Annotated in this window: 20 protein-coding genes; 10 read left to right on the forward strand and 10 right to left on the reverse strand. The window is 42.5% G+C overall.

The window, feature by feature from the left end; genetic code table 11:
• Positions 1-217: 217 nt before the first annotated feature.
• From AB6D07_RS08635 to AB6D07_RS08660, 6 genes are all read left to right on the forward strand, one after another.
• A complete protein-coding gene (locus AB6D07_RS08635) occupies positions 218-844 on the forward strand; it encodes a thiol:disulfide interchange protein DsbA/DsbL (protein ID WP_017097500.1) in 627 nt (208 codons plus the stop codon).
• Positions 845-886: 42 nt separating this feature from the next.
• Complete coding sequence (locus tag AB6D07_RS08640) at positions 887-1,360, forward strand: FKBP-type peptidyl-prolyl cis-trans isomerase (RefSeq protein ID WP_012600489.1); 474 nt, start codon at positions 887-889, stop codon at positions 1,358-1,360.
• A gap of 170 nt (positions 1,361-1,530) precedes the next feature.
• Positions 1,531-2,121 carry a TetR/AcrR family transcriptional regulator gene (locus tag AB6D07_RS08645; RefSeq protein WP_009845490.1) on the forward strand — a complete coding sequence of 197 codons (591 nt, stop codon included), beginning with the start codon at positions 1,531-1,533 and terminating at the stop codon, positions 2,119-2,121.
• A 137-nt stretch (positions 2,122-2,258) separates the two neighbouring features.
• Positions 2,259-3,290: an NADP-dependent oxidoreductase gene (locus AB6D07_RS08650; protein WP_012600487.1), complete on the forward strand. Its 1,032-nt coding sequence runs from the start codon at positions 2,259-2,261 to the stop codon at positions 3,288-3,290.
• 34 nt (positions 3,291-3,324) lie between these two features.
• The gene (locus tag AB6D07_RS08655) at positions 3,325-3,945 is read left to right on the forward strand and encodes a glutathione S-transferase family protein (RefSeq protein WP_009845492.1); all 621 of its coding nucleotides are present in this window, start codon (positions 3,325-3,327) and stop codon (positions 3,943-3,945) included.
• 151 nt (positions 3,946-4,096) lie between these two features.
• A complete protein-coding gene (locus AB6D07_RS08660) occupies positions 4,097-5,779 on the forward strand; it encodes an RluA family pseudouridine synthase (protein WP_032500651.1) in 1,683 nt (560 codons plus the stop codon).
• Positions 5,780-5,859: 80 nt separating this feature from the next.
• On the opposite strand, the gene AB6D07_RS08665 is transcribed toward AB6D07_RS08660, so the two are convergent.
• Entirely contained in the window at positions 5,860-6,240 is a 381-nt protein-coding gene (locus AB6D07_RS08665) for a DoxX family protein (protein ID WP_009845495.1), read from the reverse strand.
• 116 nt (positions 6,241-6,356) lie between these two features.
• Between AB6D07_RS08665 and AB6D07_RS08670 the strand changes: the two genes are divergently transcribed.
• Positions 6,357-7,253, forward strand: a complete 897-nt coding sequence (locus AB6D07_RS08670; RefSeq protein ID WP_009845496.1) for a LysR family transcriptional regulator — start codon at positions 6,357-6,359, stop codon at positions 7,251-7,253.
• Between the two features lie 51 nt (positions 7,254-7,304).
• On the opposite strand, the gene AB6D07_RS08675 is transcribed toward AB6D07_RS08670, so the two are convergent.
• From AB6D07_RS08675 to AB6D07_RS08685, 3 genes are all read right to left on the reverse strand, one after another.
• Positions 7,305-7,598 (reverse strand): YkgJ family cysteine cluster protein, encoded by a 294-nt coding sequence (locus AB6D07_RS08675; RefSeq protein WP_012600484.1) that lies wholly within the window; start codon positions 7,596-7,598, stop codon positions 7,305-7,307.
• A gap of 197 nt (positions 7,599-7,795) precedes the next feature.
• Positions 7,796-8,980 carry a D-alanyl-D-alanine carboxypeptidase family protein gene (locus AB6D07_RS08680; protein ID WP_017097507.1) on the reverse strand — a complete coding sequence of 395 codons (1,185 nt, stop codon included), beginning with the start codon at positions 8,978-8,980 and terminating at the stop codon, positions 7,796-7,798.
• Between the two features lie 178 nt (positions 8,981-9,158).
• Entirely contained in the window at positions 9,159-9,743 is a 585-nt protein-coding gene (locus AB6D07_RS08685) for a DUF4136 domain-containing protein (RefSeq protein ID WP_009845499.1), read from the reverse strand.
• 268 nt (positions 9,744-10,011) lie between these two features.
• Here AB6D07_RS08685 and AB6D07_RS08690 point away from each other — a divergent pair, with 268 nt between their 5' ends.
• Complete coding sequence (locus tag AB6D07_RS08690; RefSeq protein ID WP_009845500.1) at positions 10,012-10,266, forward strand: YgjV family protein; 255 nt, start codon at positions 10,012-10,014, stop codon at positions 10,264-10,266.
• A 90-nt stretch (positions 10,267-10,356) separates the two neighbouring features.
• Here AB6D07_RS08690 and AB6D07_RS08695 read toward each other — a convergent pair whose 3' ends face one another.
• Both AB6D07_RS08695 and AB6D07_RS08700 read right to left on the reverse strand, forming a co-directional pair.
• Positions 10,357-11,820 (reverse strand): sensor domain-containing diguanylate cyclase, encoded by a 1,464-nt coding sequence (locus tag AB6D07_RS08695; RefSeq protein ID WP_029222917.1) that lies wholly within the window; start codon positions 11,818-11,820, stop codon positions 10,357-10,359.
• A 292-nt stretch (positions 11,821-12,112) separates the two neighbouring features.
• Positions 12,113-15,271 carry a chitinase C-terminal domain-containing protein gene (locus AB6D07_RS08700; RefSeq protein WP_017101777.1) on the reverse strand — a complete coding sequence of 1,053 codons (3,159 nt, stop codon included), beginning with the start codon at positions 15,269-15,271 and terminating at the stop codon, positions 12,113-12,115.
• Positions 15,272-15,721: 450 nt separating this feature from the next.
• Between AB6D07_RS08700 and AB6D07_RS08705 the strand changes: the two genes are divergently transcribed.
• Entirely contained in the window at positions 15,722-17,308 is a 1,587-nt protein-coding gene (locus tag AB6D07_RS08705) for a BCCT family transporter (RefSeq protein ID WP_009845503.1), read from the forward strand.
• A gap of 143 nt (positions 17,309-17,451) precedes the next feature.
• Here AB6D07_RS08705 and AB6D07_RS08710 read toward each other — a convergent pair whose 3' ends face one another.
• Complete coding sequence (locus AB6D07_RS08710) at positions 17,452-17,814, reverse strand: RidA family protein (protein ID WP_017101776.1); 363 nt, start codon at positions 17,812-17,814, stop codon at positions 17,452-17,454.
• A gap of 281 nt (positions 17,815-18,095) precedes the next feature.
• Between AB6D07_RS08710 and AB6D07_RS08715 the strand changes: the two genes are divergently transcribed.
• Complete coding sequence (locus AB6D07_RS08715) at positions 18,096-18,542, forward strand: DUF417 family protein (protein WP_017102879.1); 447 nt, start codon at positions 18,096-18,098, stop codon at positions 18,540-18,542.
• 117 nt (positions 18,543-18,659) lie between these two features.
• Here AB6D07_RS08715 and AB6D07_RS08720 read toward each other — a convergent pair whose 3' ends face one another.
• The 3 genes from AB6D07_RS08720 to AB6D07_RS08730 form a co-directional block, all read right to left on the reverse strand.
• Positions 18,660-19,175 carry a GNAT family N-acetyltransferase gene (locus AB6D07_RS08720; RefSeq protein WP_017102880.1) on the reverse strand — a complete coding sequence of 172 codons (516 nt, stop codon included), beginning with the start codon at positions 19,173-19,175 and terminating at the stop codon, positions 18,660-18,662.
• Between the two features lie 210 nt (positions 19,176-19,385).
• Positions 19,386-20,840, reverse strand: coding sequence for a hypothetical protein (locus AB6D07_RS08725; protein ID WP_012600475.1), 1,455 nt, complete (start codon positions 20,838-20,840; stop codon positions 19,386-19,388).
• A 128-nt stretch (positions 20,841-20,968) separates the two neighbouring features.
• Positions 20,969-21,772 carry an EAL domain-containing protein gene (locus AB6D07_RS08730; protein ID WP_372140711.1) on the reverse strand — a complete coding sequence of 268 codons (804 nt, stop codon included), beginning with the start codon at positions 21,770-21,772 and terminating at the stop codon, positions 20,969-20,971.
• Between the last annotated feature and the right edge of the window lie 84 nt (positions 21,773-21,856).

The following is a 21,856-nucleotide window of genomic DNA, read 5'->3' on the forward strand; positions in this document are numbered from 1 at the left end:
TAATGTCTATATCGGCACTGAGAGAAAAACTTTAGACAAAAACTTTATACGAAAAGAAAGCACGTCCCAAAAAAGTGTTTTTGATCACAGTTAACCGTCAACTCGCCTGTCATCGCCCGCCCGTTCCAACTGTTTGCATTTATTTACCTTATAATTGTTTTCCAATTCGTACTAAATAGTTAGAATCTCACGACTTCTCAACGCTAGAGCAAACATTATGTTTAAACCATTTACTAAATTCATCACAGCACTTGCTGCCGTACTGATTATCGCGGGTTGTAGTGAAACAGACGAGCCACAGAAAGGCGTCCAATACGAAGCGCTGCCTACTGCTCTAACTGAATTTAACCTGTCTCCGATCACTGAAATCTTCTCTCTAAATTGTGGTCACTGCCGTCAAATGGAAAGTGCAATTCCAGAGATCGAATCTCTAACAGACCAAACTATTGGCAAGATGCACGTTACGTTCAATGAAAGTGCTCAAATCAGCGCAATGATCTACTACACAGCAGTAATGCAACTTGATGCGACACCTGACCACGCGTTCATGGACGACCTATTTGCTGCGGTTCAAATGGGTGCAGATGCGACTCCTGAACAACGTCAACAAGCTCTAGAGACTGCGTTCACTTCTCGTGGTCTGGTTAGCCCATACCAACTGAACAAAGAGCAGCAAGTCGCTCTATTTGACTACGTAAAGAAAGCTGAAGAGATCTCAGTAAAAGGTCAAATCAACTCAGTACCAACATTTATCATCAACGGTAAATACCAAGTACTCACAGCAGGTCACCAAGATGTTCAAGGTATCGCAAAAACGATCAACTACCTTTTGACTCAGCCGTAACGGCTTTTCTCTATAAAAAATCAACAATAAATAGGTTTTACTATGTCTAAATTTATCATCCCGGTCATTGTCTTTATTTTGGCTGGCTTCATGATCTACCGCACTTGGATGAACCATAAATCTGGCGAAGAAAATATCGAACAAGGCCAACAATTCCTCATCGAAAACGGCGCTAAAGAAGGGGTTGTTACGACTGAAAGTGGTCTTCAATACCTAGTTCTTGAAGAAGGTACTGGTACAGAGCACCCAACTAAGAACAGCAAAGTAACGGTTCATTACCACGGTACACTTATCGACGGCACTGTTTTCGACAGCTCTGTTGATCGTGGTGAGCCAATCTCATTTGCTCTTAAGCAAGTAATCAAGGGCTGGCAAGAAGGTTTGACTTACATGGTCGAAGGCCAAAAAGTTCGTCTGTTTATCCCAAGCCAATTGGCTTACGGTAAAGGTGGTTCAGGCCCTATCCCACCATCAGCAACACTGATTTTTGATGTTGAGTTAATCTCTATCAAATAATTGAAGAGACTGATTTAAGCCCTAACATACGAGCTATGTTGGGGCTTTTTTATATGTGAACGTTTGAATAATTGAATAATTGAATAGTTGAAGCCACTTTTGTAACGACGGAGTATACCTTCAAAAACCGAACACTAGACGACTGGTCTAATTTAACTTATAGTAAACCCATGAACGATAAAACGAACGACACACGCCTGCATGTTTTAGATGTTGGCTACCAATTAATAGTGAACAACGGCTTTAACGGCGTTGGCTTATCGCAATTGCTTAAAGAAGCGGATGTTCCAAAAGGATCGTTTTACCACTACTTTAAATCTAAAGAGCAATTTGGCGAGGCTCTGATCCAGCACTATTTTGAGACCTACATCAGCAGAGTTGAAACTATTTTGGTTCATGGTGAAGGCAACCATTACCAGAGAATTATCAGTTATTTCACTCGATGGTCACAGATTGAAAACGGTACTTGTAACGCTCATAAATGCTTAGTCGTTAAGCTCAGCGCCGAAGTTTCTGATCTTTCTGACCCTATGCGCCAAGCGCTATTGAAAGGTGCTGAGAAAGTGACGCATACCATCGAGCAGTGCATTGTCGGTGGTATTGATGATGGCTCGATAAAGGTTGAAGAGAGCCAAGAAACCGCTCAAAATCTATATTCTATGTGGTTAGGCGCAAGCTTATTAAGCAAACTAAGCCAGAGTTCACGTAGCTTAGAATCAGCTTTAAACCTAACCCAACAGATTTTAAAAGGTAAAAACTAACCACGTACTGTGTTTAGTCTTTACTAACGACAGATAACCCGCCCTCTTATCATTTGATGACGGCGGGATTTTTAGACAACAAGGCTAGACGACTGGTCTAATTCTAAATAAACATAATATAAAATTAAGGATACCCAATGACTCAACAAGACAACCGCCGCATCGTATTGGCTTCTCGCCCAGTAGGCGCACCGACTCAAGATAACTTCCGTTTGGAGACAGTAGCCGCACCAACAATTAAAGACGGCGAGATGTTACTTCGCTCAGTTTACCTTTCTCTAGACCCGTACATGCGTGGCCGAATGAGCGATGCTAAATCTTACGCAGACCCTGTTGCGATTGATGAAGTGATGGTCGGTGCAACCGTGTGTCAGGTTGAAGAGTCAAACAATAGCGATTTTGAAGTTGGCGAATGGGTACTGGCTTACACCGGTTGGCAAGATCTTGGTGTGTCTGATGGTGAAGGCCTAATCAAACTAGGTAAAGAGCCAACACACCCTTCTTACGCACTAGGCATCATGGGTATGCCAGGCTTTACTGCGTACATGGGCTTACTTGATATCGGCCAACCTAAAGAAGGCGACACTCTAGTCGTTGCGGCTGCAACAGGTGCAGTAGGCGCAACCGTTGGCCAAATCGGAAAATTAAAAGGCTGTCGTGTCATTGGCGTTGCTGGTGGTCAAGAGAAATGTCAGTACGCGAAAGAAGTGCTTGGTTTTGATGAATGTATCGACCACAAAGCCGACGACTTCGCGGAGCAACTGGCTAAAGCATGTAGCAACGGCATCGACGTTTATTTTGAAAACGTTGGCGGCAAGGTGTTCGATGCGGTAATGCCGTTGCTTAACACTGGTGCTCGCATTCCTGTTTGTGGCCTTATTTCACAATACAATGCGACATCACTTCCTGAAGGCCCAGATCGCATGTCTAGCCTTATGGGCACTCTTTTGGTCAAGCGTATTAAGATGCAAGGTTTCATTATCTTTGATGATTACGCACACCGTTACAATGAGTTTGCTGTTCAAATGACAGAATGGTTGTCTCAAGGCAAGATGCACTACCGTGAGCACCTAGTTGAAGGCCTAGACGAGGCGCCACAAGCATTCATGGGTCTATTGGAAGGCCAAAACTTCGGTAAGCTTGTTATCAAAACAAACGAAGCTAAATAAATTCAAAAACTGAACCAGTTAACTAGGTAAAATCATGATTACTTTGCATCACCTAAACAAATCTCGCTCAAAACGCATCATCTGGCTATTGGAAGAGCTTGGAGTAGATTACCAAATCAAACCATACCAACGAGACAGTGTAACGTTTCTAGCGCCACCAGAATTGAAGGCCGTTCATCCTCTTGGTAAATCTCCGGTTATTGAAGACGATGGCGTCGTGATCAGCGAATCTGGTGCTATCACCGAGTACCTAATCGACAAATACGGTCAAGGCAAGTTCGCACCAGTGCGCGGCACCGCTGACTACGTGGAATACTCACAGTGGCTTCACTTCGCTGAAAGCTCTGGTATTCTGCCAATGCTACTTAAAATCTTTGTGATGAAAGACGGTTGCGAGACTAATTTCCTTGGCGGCTACGCTGATGATGAAAACCAAAAGATCCTAACCTTTGTCAACGAAGCGCTTGAAGGTAAAACTTACCTTGTTGCTGATACTCTGACGGGTGCCGATTTCATGATGTCGTTCATCGTAGAAATCGTGGGTAACTTCGGTGCCACTGCGCTCTACCCTAACATTGCTAAATACGGTGATCTTTTAACGAGCCACCCTGCTTACCAAAAAGCCGAGCAACTAGAGCTAGAACACTCGAACTGATCGAGTTTCAATCAAGCTCGGACGCGCTTCGGATAAGCACAAGCAACTAAATGAAGCCAAAGCCGATTTATCTTTCGCTTTGGCTTCTCATTTGCCTTCATTTCGACAACAATACCGAACTCTAACTGAACAGCCATAGAGTTTGATCTTCATGTCAGCAAACCTTGCTCAATACACACCACTGCACCTAAAAAACGACAATACGAATGTAGACTTACCGCTACCGACTCGTTTTACGTTTCCGTACTACTACACACCACATCCAACGTGTGAGTTTGCCATGCAGCAACTTCAGCAGTCGTTACTCGACTGCGGTGTGAATGAAACATCGCAAGGCAACCTCTACGCCGTGCTTCTTGTTCAGAACCCAACTACACAAGAGCTAGGTTACCTTTCTGCGTTTTCAGGTTTGCAGTTATATCCGTCTTTGGCCTCTCAGTTAAACAACATTAACTTTGTTCCATCAGCCTTCGATTCAGAACAGTTTCAATCTCACAACAGTGCAAACCTTGCTCGCCAATCGCAACTAGCGGATGACATTGAAAAACTACAACAGTCGCACAACCTAGACGCATTATTGGCTGAATTTGAAGAGTTAAAAATCGAATCAGCACAAGCTATCGAAGCCTTTCAATTAGCCATGGCAGCAAACAAATCTCAGCGTAACGAACTCAGAGAACAAGCCAATCAAGAAAAGGCATTGGGGAATCTAGAGTCAGCAGCGAATTTGCTCAAACAACTGGGCAATCAAAGCAGCCAAGAGAAACGCGACTTAAAAGCACTTAGAATCGAGTGGAAACAAAAGATCGCAGAACGCCAGTCGCAAGTTGATGCTATCGAAAGCGAACTCACGAGCCGCAAGCAAGAGTACCAAGCGATCTCAGCCGAATTAGAAGCGCAACGGTTGTCTCATTATCGCTTTAACAACCAAGCTCTCGAATCAAAGAACCTGCTTGAATTGTTAGATGGCAAAGACGCTCTTGAAGGCTCTGGCGACTGCTGCCTACCTAAGCTGCTTAATTTTGCTTTTGAACACGGCTTTCAGCCATTAGCATTGTCTGAGTTTTGGTGGGGATTGCCTCCAACGGCTGTCATTCGCCAGCACGCAAACCTGTACCCGGTTTGCCAAAGTAAAAGCTTCGAGATCCTCGACCACCAGCTAAACGGCATCGAATTAGAAGAGAACCCGCTTATCGTGAACCCTGCGGTTGGTAAGTCGTTTGATATTGTCTATGAAGATGACGAGATCGTGGTGGTGAATAAACCCGAGGAGTTCTTGTCGGTTCCTGGTAAGTTTATCGAAGACTCTGTTTATACCCGTATTAAAGCGCGTTATCCCGATGCAACAGGCCCTTTGATTATCCATCGATTGGACATGTCGACGTCAGGCTTATTGATCTTGGCGCTGACCGCAGAGTCCAATAAACACATCCAGAAGCAGTTCATTGATAGAACCGTAGAGAAACGATATACAGCTCTGTTAGATGGTGAAATCGACGGCAAATCTGGCGATATCAGCTTGCCCTTGCGCGGCGACATAACAGACAGACCAAGACAATTGGTTTGCCATGAACATGGACGTAATGCTGAAACTCATTGGGAAGCGGTCAGCACCAACAATGGCAAAACCAAGGTTCACTTGTACCCTAAAACAGGACGAACCCACCAGCTGCGCGTACACTGTGCTCACCCGTCAGGCCTTGGTGTACCGATTCGTGGTGACGACTTATACGGATACAAACGTGAGCGTTTACACCTTCACGCTGGCTACTTAAAACTGATTCACCCAACAACCGGTGAATGGCTCGAGTTTGAAGTACCTTCTGAGTTCTAAACCGTTTCCATTTGGTAGGGCTTCGTGCCCTACTCTTATTTCCTTTGCCTCTCATAGCTATCGCTACATGTCGAATAAACTTAGTACGATGCAATGACCAAGAAGCCAGAACCCAACAGAGTAACCATCGCGGGAATACCATCCTTCCACGTATCGAATCTCAAATGAAAGTAAATCGCCCCTAGTGAAGTACTCGCTAATATCAAACCTCCCATCAGTTGCGTATGTTCAGGTGCTAAACCAACCAAAGCACAGAGCAACAATACAGCTCCAGTAAACTCAACCATGCCAACTAGAAACATGATGACGCGATTTAATCCATAGCTTTTAAAAAAGCCAAGCTGGATTTCAAACACTTTCTTTTGCCAAGCAATTGTCTTGATTGAACTCGCCAATAAAAAGAACACCACTAGTAATACACTCACTACTGTACTCATGTTGCCACCTTTCTTAAGAATCATTAACGTAGTGGAATCATTTAACCATTCATAAATAGAACGATAAATGCTAGTTTTATGATAGTTAGGATTCCAATTTGGAATGATTGGGTTTAGGTACAAGGTATAGGACAACTAGAATGGATAAAATTGAGTGTATTCGTATCTTCGTGGAAACTGCGCAGCTGAACAGTTTTACTGCTACTGCCAATAAACTCGACGTGACACAAAGTGCCGTAAGTAAAAAGATTGCGTGGTTAGAAAGTGATTTAGGAATGACGCTGTTTCAGCGAAACAGTCGCAAAATATCCCTAACCCATGCAGGCAAAGACTACCTGACTTATTGCTCCCGTTTACTCGAAGAGATGTCTACCATAGAAAGTAGGCTCAAGCGTGAAACAGAATCCGTGGAAGGTGAGCTTAAGATATCTGCGCCAAGTGCTTTTTCATCGATGTTACTCAGTGAGCCGCTTCAAGCTTTCATTGAACAGCACCCAGGTATCCGCATTAACCTCAGCATCGATGACCGCATCGTCAACCTTAATGAACACAATATTGATGTTGCCATACGCGCGTCACAACTCAAAGACTCAGGGCTAAAAGCACGCTTCTTGTTTAACAACAAAGTTCACTACTTCGCATCACCAGATTATCTAGAAAAACAAGGGATTCCTCTGTATCCACAAGATTTGAGCGAACACCAATGCTTAACCTACTCCCTGATGAGCCCTGCGAATGAATGGCGTTTTACCGACAAGAGCGACAAAACTAATACCATTAAAGTAAATCAAATATTCACTTCAGATAGCCCAGATATGCTACTTAAAATGGCTCGACAAGGTTTAGGTATTGTTGCTTTACCGGATTGGATGGGCAAAGAGTATGTTGAGAAAGGAGAACTAAAAAGGTTATTGGAAGATTGGAGTAATAACCAGCTACCAATGTACGTGGTGTATCATGCGAGCGATTATTTGCCCCAAAGAATCCGAGTGTTTATCGATTTTCTTGCGAAGTATTTGAGCGCAAGGAATAGTTAAAGCTCTAAGAACAGTTAGAGCTCAACTAACATCGATAGCTAAGATAAAGTCTTAACCCATTACATCCTTGCGCTGATCAACACATTCAAAAGAGGCCATTTCGAATTCACGACAGATCCAAGGTCGGTTTTCGTAAATAGTACACATCAGTGTTTCTCTATCTACAGCAGAACACCAACCGTCGTCGAGTCGCAACATCGTTTCGCCGCCCCATTCATCATAAGCGATATGCTCTTCAGGTACGCCTGTATCTGTGATGATCATAACCTCTAAACGGCAACAGCATGCCTGACAATTAGCACATGTTACTTCGGGTTCGGTTACGTTCTTTATCTCAATCGTCATAAGTGACTACGCTGCTAAATTTTGCGTATAGTAATCGAAACCGACCGCTACGGCTAATAAAGATAGTGCGGCGCAGTGTTTTGATTGATGTAGAAATAAAAATAGGCGCTGTGATTTACTCACAACGCCCATACTATTTATGGTTTTCCATCGCGACTTGTCGCCACTATCTCGCTTTACAACAGACTAGCCTCGATTTAGAACAGACTAGCAAAAAATAGCTTTACGTAGTCCATCAAGCGTTTGAACAAGCCAGCCTGCTCTACCGCTTCCAACGCGATCAAAGGTTGAGTTTGAACATCTTCACCATCAACGGTGTAATGAACAACGCCTAAGGTTTGGCCTTCTGAAATCGGGGCTTTCAGTTCAGATATTAGTTCAATCGATGCCGTTAACTTTTTGCTGTCTGACTTAGGCAGCGTAATAAACGTATCTTCTGCAACGCCTAGCTTCAACGTATCTTGAGCACCAAACCACACCTTCTCTTCAGCGACTTGGTCACCGCCTTGATGAGGGTTTAGCGTATCGAAGAAACGAAAACCATAGCTCAACAATTGTTTGCTGTCTGACTCACGACTCTTAACGCTTGATGCGCCCATCACAACCGCAATAAGTCTCATCTCACCTTGTGTCGCCGAACTCGCTAAACTGTAGCCGGCACCAGAGGTGTAGCCTGTTTTCATGCCATCGACCGTCAAGCTTCTATCACGTAATAAGCCATTGCGGTTGTGTTGTGTAATCTTGTTGTAGCTAAACGAGCGTTCGCTGTATAAACCATACACATCCGGTAAATCGCGAATAATCGCACGGCCTAATAGAGCGATATCATAAGGCGTTGAATAGAGATCGTCCGCATCTAAACCATGTGCATTCGCAAAATGGGTATTTTCCAGTTTTAGCGAAGCTGCCCAAGAGTTCATCAAGTCAACAAATGCATCTTGTGAGCCAGCAACATGTTCTGCAATCGCAACACTCGCATCGTTCCCTGATTGAATAATCAAGCCACGGTAAAGATCCATCATCGCGACATCAGTGTTCACTTCGATGAACATTTTTGAAGAATCAGGGAAGTTTTTCGCCCATGCGTTTTCGCTAATTCGCACCTGATCATCCGCAGAGATGTTACCTCGTTTCATCTCTTGTCCAGCCACATAACTGGTCATAAGCTTGGTTAAACTCGCTGGGTTCAACTTAGTGTGTGCGTTTTTTTCTACCAGCACATCACCAGAGTTAAAATCAATTAACACATACCCTTTTGCGCCTAGGCTAGGTGGGCTTGGTACTATAGAAGGTGCCGCGACAGCAGTATTTGCTACGATCGCTGCGTTACTTACAATGAACATACTTAATAGAGGGAGAGAGTATTTTGAGAACCGTTTCATTGAATTAAACCTAAGTTAACGTTTTGTTCAGTATAGACAAATGCTAGCAAAAGAAGCGCGAACTTTACGTTGCTTTACGTATTTGTACGGTTCGTTACAAATAAAAAAGTATAATCTGCGACCTGTCCGTTTTTTACACAAAAACGATTGACTCAATGAATGCATTCAACACTTCGCTTTACCTCTCGGGCATACGTCTAAATAACATTTCAACAAAGCCCATAACCCGCTGTTTGCTTTCGCTCGGCTCTAAATCAGGTTGGATACCAGACTGCGCCAGTGCTTGCCACTGTATAACTTCCGAATTAGGAACAAAAAAAGCAATATACAAAGATCCTTTCTCGCTTACCTTTCCATCATCACTATAAAATGGCACACCTGTAGATAGCTGAATCGCATCAAAGATCGATTCATCGTTCAGTTCAGACTCTTCAGCTAATCCAAAACCCACTACGACATCACCAGCCCCGGATTTCAACTGATAACCTTTCAATGAAAGTTGTTCTTTAATCGCTTCGCGTACAAGATCAGTGACGACCGTCTTGTCATATTTTTCAGAAAGGTACACTTGCTCTGATTCGGGATGCCATGAGTACGTGACTACCCCATGCTTCATGAAATCAAAGTCACCACTGGTCACCACGCCATAATTGTGAGTTGGAGTCGTTTCATTGGTTGTACACGCTGTCAGTCCAATCGCTATCAAAGCCAACAACGCGACTTTATTTACGCCTTTTGTTGCACATATGAATCGTTTTATCATTCGCGGCTTCCTTTCCTATACAAGAATAATTATCAATTTGACCTTCAACATAAACAGTAATTATATTAATAGAAAGATCATTAAACGTTTGCGTAATCGCTAACCTTCACTTCTACTCATTTTGGGGGTTTAACCACAGAAATAGACTCGGTATAGTAAACTTAGTTAAACATAACCAAACCATTCGGGGCACGGAGCTTCCTCAATCATCTCATGAAGAGAAGAATTGGTACCGATAAAGCATCGGCAAATTTAAGAGGGTCACACAATGGAATTCAATATGGTTGAAATTTTAGGTTACGCGGCATCTATTATGGTCGCAATTTCATTAACAATGAAAGATATCGTGCGTCTGCGTGTCCTTAACTTTGTTGGCTGTACTCTATTCACAGCATACGGCGTTATGATTGATGCATGGCCAGTGGTTGCAACCAACGGTTTCATCGCTTGTGTGAACATCTACTTCCTTGCAAAAATGCAAAAGGAAAAAAAAAATGAAGCGATGAAAGCAGCAAAAGCTTAGATTAACGGCTAGCACTTTCAAACAATTCTAAAAAAGCCCAAATAGAACGTTCTATTTGGGCTTTTTCATGCTTATCAATTTTAGAAAACTTCAATGGCAGACAATACGATATTGACTCTCTCTGTACACCTGTGTGTTATTGCGTCCATTCTTTTTCGCTTGATAAAGTGCTTTGTCAGCTTGGTCTATCGTGCCTTCTATGTGGAACAGTGCATTTGCATAGCGACACCCAACACTGACCGTTACAGGTAACACTAACCCCTCAATTTTTTCGACGCTACGCCTAAGCTCTTCCGACAACTCGTACAATTGATATTCATTGCAATCAAAAGTCACAAAGATAAATTCCTCACCGCCATAGCGAGCAATTAGACGATTTTCATTTGCAAATTGCTTCAATACTTTTGCAACGGCACAGATCACTCTATCGCCTTCATTATGCCCGTGTAGATCGTTTACCGATTTAAAATGGTCAATATCTAGAAGAATGATACCAACACCTTTTAACGGATAAGGCGAACACTCTAAAATTCTCATCTTAACCTGAGAAATAAAGTCCCGCCGATTACTCAACCCCGTAAGATAATCTAAGCTAGCTACATCTAAGATCTTTAAATGACGGTGCCGCAGGTAAAGCACCAAAACGGCGATGATGCTAAGCAAACTTATAACCAAGGTCATCAAACTAGCTAGCAATAAACTGTGGTTCTTATTGAGCTCTTGCTCCAAAACTCCAGCAGAAATGATCCAATTCAGATATGGGTAGAACTTATAGAAAATGTTTTTGTTTGTCGTACCGTTGTCATCTGAAATTGAGTAACTAAAATGCCCTTCAGGCTCAGCAACGACCTTATCGATGAGCAACTCTGATGAATAACCAATTAAGGCTTTCAAGTGTTCGTGTTCAAAATTGGGTCGGAGGACTAGCTCGCCTTGCAAATCAACAATATATACATAACCACTATCGCCATATGAATACTTTCTTAGTTTATCTTTAAGCGCTTCGAGATCGACCAAGTACATGAGTTCATCTTTATAAGTGGTCGCCACCAATGTATTACCACTCGGTAGCCTCACTGAATACGCGACCTTCGCACGCTTGCCGACTTCATGTGGATTAGCATGAGAATACTGAGTCATTCCAGACTTTGAGGTCAGTTGCGCTTGAATATGGGTTAAATGCGCGCGATTTTGCCCTTGTAAAAACGGATGATACAGGTGGACACCTTGTGGTGACATCAAATAGATATAACCTGACTCTCCAATCACCAATTCGTTAGCAATTCGGATGACTTCTTTAACTTCTTGTTCTGGAGTGACACCTAGTGTGTGAGAAGCGACAGTATCAGTCACACCTTTGAGATAGGTTTTAATAGCTTCGTTAACGGTAGTATCTACGATGTCGTAGCTTGCGTTTACAATAGTACGGAAGAAGAATTGATTAGACTCTAAAAGTGATTCTTTGGTTCGGTTAAATTGAATAGCAGAGAGGACCAAAGATACGAGGGCCAACACGATGGAAAAGTTGAGGATATACTTACGTCTTACTTTCAAAATCACCTCATAGCTTTTAAATTTTAGGTAACGCTATTGTTTTTATAAGTAGATTGTTTTATATCACATTTATCGATTTTACTGAACGATAGTCGATATTAATAGCGCTCTTCATGTGCAATCTGTGACTTATAGCAAAAACGCCGAACTGGATTCAGTTCGGCGTTTTGATTTTACGTTTAAATTGATAACTTAATTTATACTAAAGCTCTGATAAATCGACTTAAAAGCATTCGCATTTATTACCTATTACTACGCTCTATTGTCTATAAATACATTGCTTAGCATTAAATTAAGAGCACACTTTGGTCCAACTGCCGTCACTTCCCGGCTCGGCACTTGTCCACCAGTTTGCTTGGTAAACACTACCGTTATGAACCACTTGGTCGCCCGTGTTTGCGTGGCTTGGGTTACCCGCCCAATCTTTCTGAGGTAAGTCGGGATATACAGCTAAACCCGCAGTATCGCATGTACCTGGGTTGGTACCGCCATCACCAGGATTACCGCCACCAGTACTGATATCACCCAGTGGTAGATCCGGCTGCTCAAAGCTAAATGCATAATCGACACTATTCACATTCACTGTATAGTTTGCAGGGCCAGAAATTGGCAAGTAATAAACCATATCGAGTTCATACACACCACCAGCAGGAAGCTCTTTCCATGCAGGTAATGTAAACGCTACTCTGTGCATCGGACCATCTAGACCACCAATATTATTGGCACGAGTGTGACCAGAAGCAATCACAGACAAACCACCGCCCGATTGATCTTTTGCGTTATCAGGTGCAGACACTGGGATATCGAACTGGAACTCAGTACCACCAGGAAGCGCTTGACCTGTATTGTTTGTAAACGTGATCTTAGGGTTAATTGGATAGTTTTGATCACCGACTTTGAAGCCACCTACAGAAACAGTAATATCTAATGCTTCCGTTGGGATAGCACCCGTTGCAACCTTGTTTCCATATGGAGTAGCTGACTTAAACTTATCGTAGATAGCTTTCGTCATAGTGTTACCCATATGGAACTCACCGTTTCCGCTATTACACGCCTGTTCGGTTGTATCGATTGAAGTTCGGTTACCGTTCGCATCGAGTACGTAACAGTTGTAATCCCCTGCTAGTTCCCAGAACATGATGCCACCGATTTCTTTGTCGATAACGTAATCGGCTTTCACATCGATAGAATCTTTATCTTCCGTTGAAAGGAATACGCCCTTCTCTGCGTTCCACAACCAAGGAGCAACAGCCACGCTGTCATAGTTACGCGTGTAAGTCCCCATTAGAACATCTGAAGGATCGTTAACAGGATCAAGCTTGTAAGCTGCTGCATAAGAACCCCAAATGCCTTTCTCTAAGTTCTTCGCATGCCACATTGGGTTTGAACCTGCACCCATTTCGTTGCCTTTCGGATCAGTATCGTGCCACATGTTATCGATACCAATTGCGCCATGGCCACAGTTGTTCTTCTCGCCTTCACCAGTACCTGCTGAACATTCAGCTTGGTTTGGCAGTGCTGCTCGGCCCCAAAGACCATTCTCACCACCAGTTACACCTTGCCAACCACGTGTGTAGTAAGGCACACCGATGTTAATACGACCTGCTGGCATAGAACCACGGAAGTAGTGGTAGGCCCAATCCGTATTCAGGTAACCGATACCGCCGTAAGCCGCTGTGCCGTATACGTTCCACTGTGCTAACTCTGAATCTTTACCTGTATCAAACAACGCAGCGTTATGGCCTACGTGATCGTTCCACGCACCGTGAAGGTCATAAGACATGATATTTACGTAATCGAGATATTTGGTTACATCGAATGTTTCCATACCACGCAGTAGGTAACCCGAAGAAGGCGCCGCGATCGTTAACATGTAGTGATTGCCATCTTGCGCAGAGGCTGCATCAAGCTTCTCACGCAACACTTTCATCAACACTTGGTAAGAAGCCCATAGGTATTGACGACGTGGTTCCATAAAGTCTTTATCGTACGGATTACCTGCGCCCGCCATTGACGTCGGGTATTCGTAATCGATATCTAGACCATCGAACTGGTATTTACGAAGCATTTCAACCGCTGAAGTTGCGAATGTTTCGATACCTTGATGGTTAATAGAACCGTCAGCATTGGTCGTCATGGTATAGAAACCACCATCAGCCACTCGGCTACCATCAGTGGCGAAGTGGCCACCGGTCTCCGCCCAACCACCGATTGAGATTAAAGTCTTAACATCGTGTTTTTTCTTCGCTGTCGCTAATGCACCGAAGTGACCTTTGAAGCCTAATGCTGGGTCAACTTCCACGCCCGGCCACTCTTTACCAACCGCTGCGTTGTTCGGATCGTTCACATCACCCACGTTTACTTTGCCATCTGAGCCGATGCTCACGAAAGCGTAGTTAATGTGTGTGAGTTGTTCCCAAGGAATGTCATTTACTAGGTAAGCAGCTTGTGGGTCATCCCCTGCACGCCAGCTGGTGAAGTAACCAATGACACGACGTGGGTGATCCGCGCCCATTTTCTCACGGCCTTCATCATCGTAAATCGTACAATAAGGAACATCGACACCTTGAGTTTGATACAAGCCATCAGGTCGACAAGTGCTCACCGTTGGTACGCCATTCACCGTCAAAGAAGCCAGCGCTGAATCTGTCGTTGCGCCTTGATTGTCAGTCGCTTTTGCGTAAACCGCTAAAGAACCCGCTTGAGTGGTTGTGTAGTTAAGCGTGTATGGGCTTGTCGCAGCCGTTCCGACTAAAGAACCTGCCACATAAAAATCGACCTTATCAACCGTACCATCGCTGTCTGTTGCCGTTGCGGTAAGCGTTACCACACCACCAACATCAACCGAAGATGCAGAAAGCGCAACCGATACTGTCGGCGCTTCATTTCCAGGTGTAACTGAATCGACAGAAATAGAGACCGCGCTCGCTAAGCTAGCCGCGCCTTCATTGTCTGTTGCAACAACCGAAACCTGATGGCTACCAGACGTTGCAGCCCAAGCCGCTTCGAAAGGTGCAGCTGTTACAACCGCTACTGAAGTTCCATCAATGAAGAATTCAACCGAGGTAACACTGCCGTCAGAATCTAGCGCCGTTGCACTCAACACCACGTTATCGCCTTCAGTGATTATGTCAGAGGCTGATGGAGTCGTTAACGAAGCCGTTGGCACTTCATTGGGCGTACCACCACCGCTACACACATCAACCTTCTTCCATTGTGCATGGTCACCTTCGAATTGGTTTGGGTTGTTATTTTGATTCCAATAATTGGCTTTGTAAGCACTACCGTCATGTGAAACTTGATCGCCGCCGGTGTAAACCGTGGCAGGATCCCACGCTTCTAACGTTGAGCAATCCACAGCCGCATAGCTATTGAAAGCCATTAAGCATGACGCAGTGAGAGTACTGAGTGTAAAAACCTTTTTGGCCACTCGTCCTTGATTTAGGTGCATGTTTGCAGTCCCTTAAGTTGTTGTTTTAAGATATTTAAAGTAAATGACACTTTTTTTGCCACTTAAATTCCTTCGCAAAACAACTGTAGGTAACAGTGCCAATTAAACACCTAAAATATTCCTTATTTATAAAATGACTCGCATTAATTTGTTTATAGCATGCAATGACTCGACACTTATTTTGCACCAACAACTAATATTAATTTATTTCGCAAAGCTAAAAAAATAGTGTCTCAAAATTTAGAAATATGATTTAGATTCGATGAGAATTCGTATCAAAACTAACCAAAAAGTAGGGAGTTAGGGGCGATTTGAGATTATTTTATGAAATCGCCCACTTTTGGATAACAAATATGTTAGTATCAGCGGCTTTTTTGACGAGCCTCACATTTTTATCCGAATGTGGGAGAAATACATAGGCTTGAAAGAGCCAAATATAGCGAAGAAATAATGTCCAACTTGACGCAAGTCGCCAACGAAAACATCAACGCAGAATCTACTTCTATCGATTTCAATAGAGCTCAATCTTTGGGTGAAAAACTGGAACTCGGAAACCCAGTCTTTTGGCTGAGTGGCAGTTTCCTGACCCTCTTTGTCATCCTTGCTTTCACCAACACCTCCGTATTGTCCGAACTTGTCAACATCGGCTTTAGTTACTCAACTAAATGGTTCGGTGCTTTCTGGCAAGTCCTACTACTACTCAATTTCATTATCGGTTTAGTGCTTGCACTAAGTCGCACAGGCCACGTTCGTTTAGGGAAGCTTGCCCTACCAGAAATGACCACGTTTAAATGGATGTCTATCGTCCTATGTACACTCCTTGCGGGTGGTGGCGTGTTCTGGGCAGCTGCAGAGCCAATTGCTCACTTTGTTTCAGCTCCACCACTGTATGGCAACGCAGACCCTCAAGCGATGGCATTCAATGCACTATCACAATCTTTCATGCACTGGGGTTTCCTTGCATGGGCTATCTTAGGTGGTCTCTCTTCGATTGTGCTTATGTACTTGCACTACGAAAAAGGCCTTCCTCTTAAGCCACGCACCCTGCTTTACCCAGTACTGGGCGACAAGGCAATCAACAGCTGGATTGGTAACGTCGTTGATGCGTGCAGCATTGTGGCAGTAGCCGCAGGTACAATCGGCCCTATCGGCTTCCTTGGCCTACAGATCAGCTACGCACTGAGCGAACTATTTGGAATTTCTGACAGCTTTGCTACCCAAAGCGTCGTTATTCTATTCGCTATTGCAATGTATACGCTGTCGGCATTAAGTGGTCTAAGTAAAGGCATCCAACTGGTAAGCCGTTACAACATCATCTTGTCGGTGTGCCTAATCGTTTACATTCTCCTTGTTGGCCCAACCAGCTTTATCATTGATGGGTACCTACAAGGCATCGGTGAAATGGTCGACAACTTTATCCCAATGGCGCTATACCGCCAAGATACTGCGTGGCTAGGTGGCTGGACTGTATTCTTCTGGGGTTGGTTCTTAGGTTATGGCCCAATGATGGCGATCTTCATTGCTCGTATCTCACGTGGCCGAACTATTCGCCAAATGATCGTTTCTATCAGCATCGTTGCACCGCTTGTGACTTGTTTTTGGTTCAGCATTGTTGGTGGTAGTGGCTTAGCGTTTGAATTAGAGAACCCAGGCGTAATATCTAGCGCATTCGAAGGTTTCAACCTTCCAGCTGTACTACTGGCTATTACTTCGCAACTACCGTTCCCGACTCTGATTGCAATCCTGTTCCTTATCCTGACGACCACGTTCATCGTGACCACAGGTGACTCAATGACCTACACCATCAGTGTAGTAATGACTGGCACAACAGAACCTAACTCAGCAGTTAGAACATTCTGGGGCGTCATTATGGGGGCAGTGGCTATCGCGCTTATCTCAATGGGCTCTGGCGGCATCTCAGCTCTGCAGTCGTTCATTGTGATCACTGCCGTTCCTGTTTCGTTTATCTTGCTGCCATGTCTATGGCATGCACCGAAGATCGCGAAGCAGATGGCAAGAGATCAAGGTCTCGCTTAATACCTAATCCGATTTAGTTTCGGATAGCGTAGAACACTAAAAAGCCACTCAAGTGATTCACCTGAGTGGCTTTTTTTATCTGTTCGCTGTCGACTTTATTAATAGTTATGTCTACTAGCGCTTGTATCTACCGAGATTTCGGCTTATTGAAACTTTTCACCAGCAGCAACCATGAATGACATCTCAACCAATAGTTCAGGGTTAGCGAGTTCTGCTTTCACGCACGCACGGCTTGGCGCGCAGCCTTCAGGGAACCACTCTTCCCACACTTCATTGAGTGCATCAAAGTTAGCGAAATCCGTTAGGTAAATAGTCACTGACAATACACGAGATTTATCGCTGTCTACCAAACTCATCATTTCTTCAGCTTGTTCGAAGATTTGCTGAACCTGATTCTTAATTCCTGCCGTTGTATCCGTCTCTGGTACTTCAACAAAGCTTGCAATACCGTTAAACACAGTCACATCAGACCAACGCTTGGTCGGATTAATTCTATGAATTTTCACAGGTTATACTCTTCTTATAATTAGGGTGCACATCAGCGTAATCTAATCCAAATTCCTAACATTGAAAACAAAAATTAGAAAGCTCGTAGTACCTGCTAAACAGCACTATCGCCAACCTATGACTTTGGTGTTCAACATCACTAGCCTACGCATTAATATCAAAACAATAAATCACCATCTATTGAGTCTCTAGATAAATATATTAAGTATTACTCTCAACGCGAAATTTAATCTGAACTCTTGCGGTCATATTCAGAGATTTTATTAAATGGAGTACTTTTATGCATGTTCAAACCTATGATTTAAAACAGAGTAATGTCGGATACAACCTAGGCGTGATTGGTGTAGCATTAGTGTTAGCTTGGATTGGTATTTACAAGTTTACGCCAACTGAAGCGATGCTAATTGAGCCTTTAATTGCAAACCACCCGGCAATGAACTGGCTTTACAATCTATTCTCGGTACAAGCAGTGTCTAACATGGTGGGTGGTGCAGAGATCATCGTCGCGATTGGATTGATCGTGGGATTTAAGAAGCCGACTATTGCTTTCTACTCAGGTATTGCAGCAGCGGCTATCTTTGTTGTGACACTGAGCTTTCTAGTCACCACGCCAAACGTTTGGAAAGTATCGGATGGCATCTTAGTCACTAACTTCTTCCTAGTGAAAGATATTCTGTTTTTGGCTATCGCTATTAGCGTAATCGAACGCAACAAGCCTCAGAAGTGAATGTAAACCTAATAAGTGGCCGTAAACCTAAAGATCTTCTTTAAGCAACATAAAACTATAAGCTGGCTAGAAGGACGCTGCCAGCTTCTAATGAATAAGGCACTGATACTCACCTACTCAGGCTAGCACCTTACGATAATGATTAGCGTCTTGATTTTGCCCTTTGAATAACGCGTAATTCTCTACACGCTCAACTAAGCCAAAACCGGCCTTAGATAAAATTTTGTTGGAGCCAACATTACCCACTAACGCATAGGCATCTACATATTTAAGGGAAGAGTGCTCCGCCAAATAGATAAGTAACTTCCTCACCGCGTTAGACGCAATGCCTTTAGAACTAAAGGAGTGACTCACTCGATAGCCTAGCTCTCCTCGCTCTCCGTTTTCGTCAATGTCACGTACATTAATCCTACCGCAGATAATCCCTTGTTCATCTTTTATCAACATAGGAATCATCTCATCACTTTCATATTCCGCTAAAAAACTAGCAATCTGCTTCTCTACACCTGAAAGTGAATAAAAACTTTCTTCCCGTGGTGGTACAGACATCTCGAACCAATCTCTATTGTCTACTTCAAATTCCAAGAGCGCCCTAGCATCACTTGTTTGAAGTAAATGCAAAAATACATCCATACGAGTACTCCCAATGGTTATTTCGAAAGCCTTGCCTACGATTGAAATTCGAGTGCCCAAATCTCTGAGTAAACGGTACGTCACTACTTATTTCAGAGTTAGCAGCTGAAAGTGAGGTTCTAGTGGGCATAGGAAGATATTTTTTAGTAGAAGTGAATGGGGCGTGACATTTAAGCAACCCACCCCATCAATTATATACATACTTAACGACTACGGTTTACTCGATACTACCCAATTAGTTCCGTCAGTACTTTTTTCGTATACAGAAGTTTGATCTGACGATGTTATTCTTCGTGAATATGTCGTCGGAGATGCACGAAAGAGTGTTTTCCAATAGGTGATTTCTTTACTCTGATCATTAACTATCTTTGACCGTATGACCTTAGATGCGTCACCTAATTCATTACTAGAGTAATCTTTATATCTACCCATAATGTTTATTTTGATATTTTCAGTATCTAAACTATTTAAATGACTTTTAACATTAACGACTGTCGATAATCCAAAGTCATCGCCTTTTCCAAAAGTATGCTCATTCCAGTCGACATAAGTACGATTTAATTGTTCTTTGATACTCTTGTTATATTTCCAAGTTGAAGTAGTTCTAGAGACTATTTTATTTGTTAGATCCAGAGATTGACAATTTACTAAGTTGTGTATATTACCATCGTAGGCAATGTTAGATAGTACATTATCAAATTTATCATCTTTAATAATGATTTTCTCTGTGAATGTACACCCCGGACGGATGCTGCTATTAAAATTGTTAATACTAGCAATATCAAAAGTATTGTTGTAAACACCCCACTGAGTTGAAAGGTTAACCGATGTGGACTCAGACAACACTTCCACCTCTGTTAACAAATCATCGCTCATTTTTGTGGTTGTTTGCTTTGCTGATTGATTAGTACCTAGAGAAGAAATATAAACCTTTTTATACCAATTCCTAGCGCCGTTTTCATCTTTGAAGTAGTAATGAACTTGCACATAGCTATTGGGGTTGGTTTGTTGTAAATCTTTTGTATCTGTGAACGATTTCTTTAGACCTGTTACGATATTTTGGGCCTTTAAGGCAAGGTCACTATCTTCAGATGCAATAAAGTCACCATAAATTTTAGCCTCAGAAATATTATATGTGCGAATTGTTTCTGTAAGAGCATGCTCTAACGCTTGGGCCTGTTTAGTTTGTTTTTCTATATCGCTCATTAGATCCTGACACGTATAGTTACTTTTACCATTACTGGTTTCTACTGTCGCCCATAAAGATGAAGTTAAAGGGGTGATAAAACGGTTTTTGAAATCGACCTGTTCTTTAAATTCAGGGGGTAAGACCATACGATAAGCATTTTTCACAGGCCCCAAATCTTCATCAATAGCGCCAACAGGAACATCTACTATCGTTGGAGCATAACCAAGGCATTTATCTTGGGTTTCATTTAGGTCAAGCTCATAACTACCACCTTTTGTAGTTAAAGCTCTAGGTTCAGTGTTTGCGTTATACTTACCATCATTATTTATATCTAGAAAAACGGTAGCGCCAACAATATAACCATCGATTACTTTTCCAGTAGCTTTTTTGTGAATTGTCGGATTACTCCCACCATCACCGCCGCCACCACAAGCTGATAAGGCCAGAACGCACAAAATTGGTATCATCATTTTCATTTAAATGGATCTCTATTATTTGTTGAGATTTAAAAATATTAAAATAGTAATACTCTTAAATTAGTTAACGAATTCGATTTTGTTTAATGTCATTTACAGCCCTTCACATATTATTATCCATACATATATCAACCTGTTTTCACATTGCTAATTAACCTTCTTGGTTTGGAAAAGTGAAAGCCTTGGAATAAGATGTTAGATTTTTTTGGAAGTAGTCGTAGATGTTGAGGATTTTCAACGCCTTCGACAATCAAGGTTACATCAATACGCTCAGATAGCTTAACCATAAACTTAAGTGTCTCATTGGCCACAATATCTTCCTGACATTTTTGTAGTAACGACTTATCTAGCTTAATAAAATCAAAATATTTTTCTGATAAAAGGTTAAAATTGGAGTAACCACATCCAAAATCATCAATAGCAAATCGAAAACCTGCCCCTTTAAGAGCAATTATATTTTCTTTAGCATAACTATGTAAAAGACCCTCACTATATTCAACTGTTTCAAATACTATCTTACTTCTTAACTCTGGAACTAATTTGGTTAATTCCATTACATCATCATAAAAGTCAACGATACTTAAATCTGCATGACTAATGTTAACACTGATATTAGGAAGTGTATCTTGAGTGTTTTTTGCGTATTCAATTATTTTTTTAAAAATTATAATGGTTAATGAGTAATGTAGGTGCGGCTCCGTTGCCAATAATGGCATAAATACACCAGGACCTCCGAACTCTGTGCGTTTCCACCTAAGCAATATTTCCCAAAGGTACTCTTTAGAAGTATTCATACTATAAACGACGGGTTGATAAAAAAGCTCGAACTGAGTCCCTCCCTTTTTTATATCGTGATGTAAAGCTTGGATTACCGAACGGGTTCTAACGTTTTTTTCATAGTCATTAATGTTATATATGTAGACACCATCAATAGATTGAAGTGACTTTTTAACACTGTAAGCGGCTTTGTTGCGTAATTAAATTTAAAGATAGAACAACCCCGTTTCGCGTATTTC

The organism is Vibrio sp. 10N.239.312.C11 (assembly GCF_041466065.1).
GTDB classification, from domain to species: Bacteria; Pseudomonadota; Gammaproteobacteria; order Enterobacterales; family Vibrionaceae; genus Vibrio; species Vibrio tasmaniensis_A.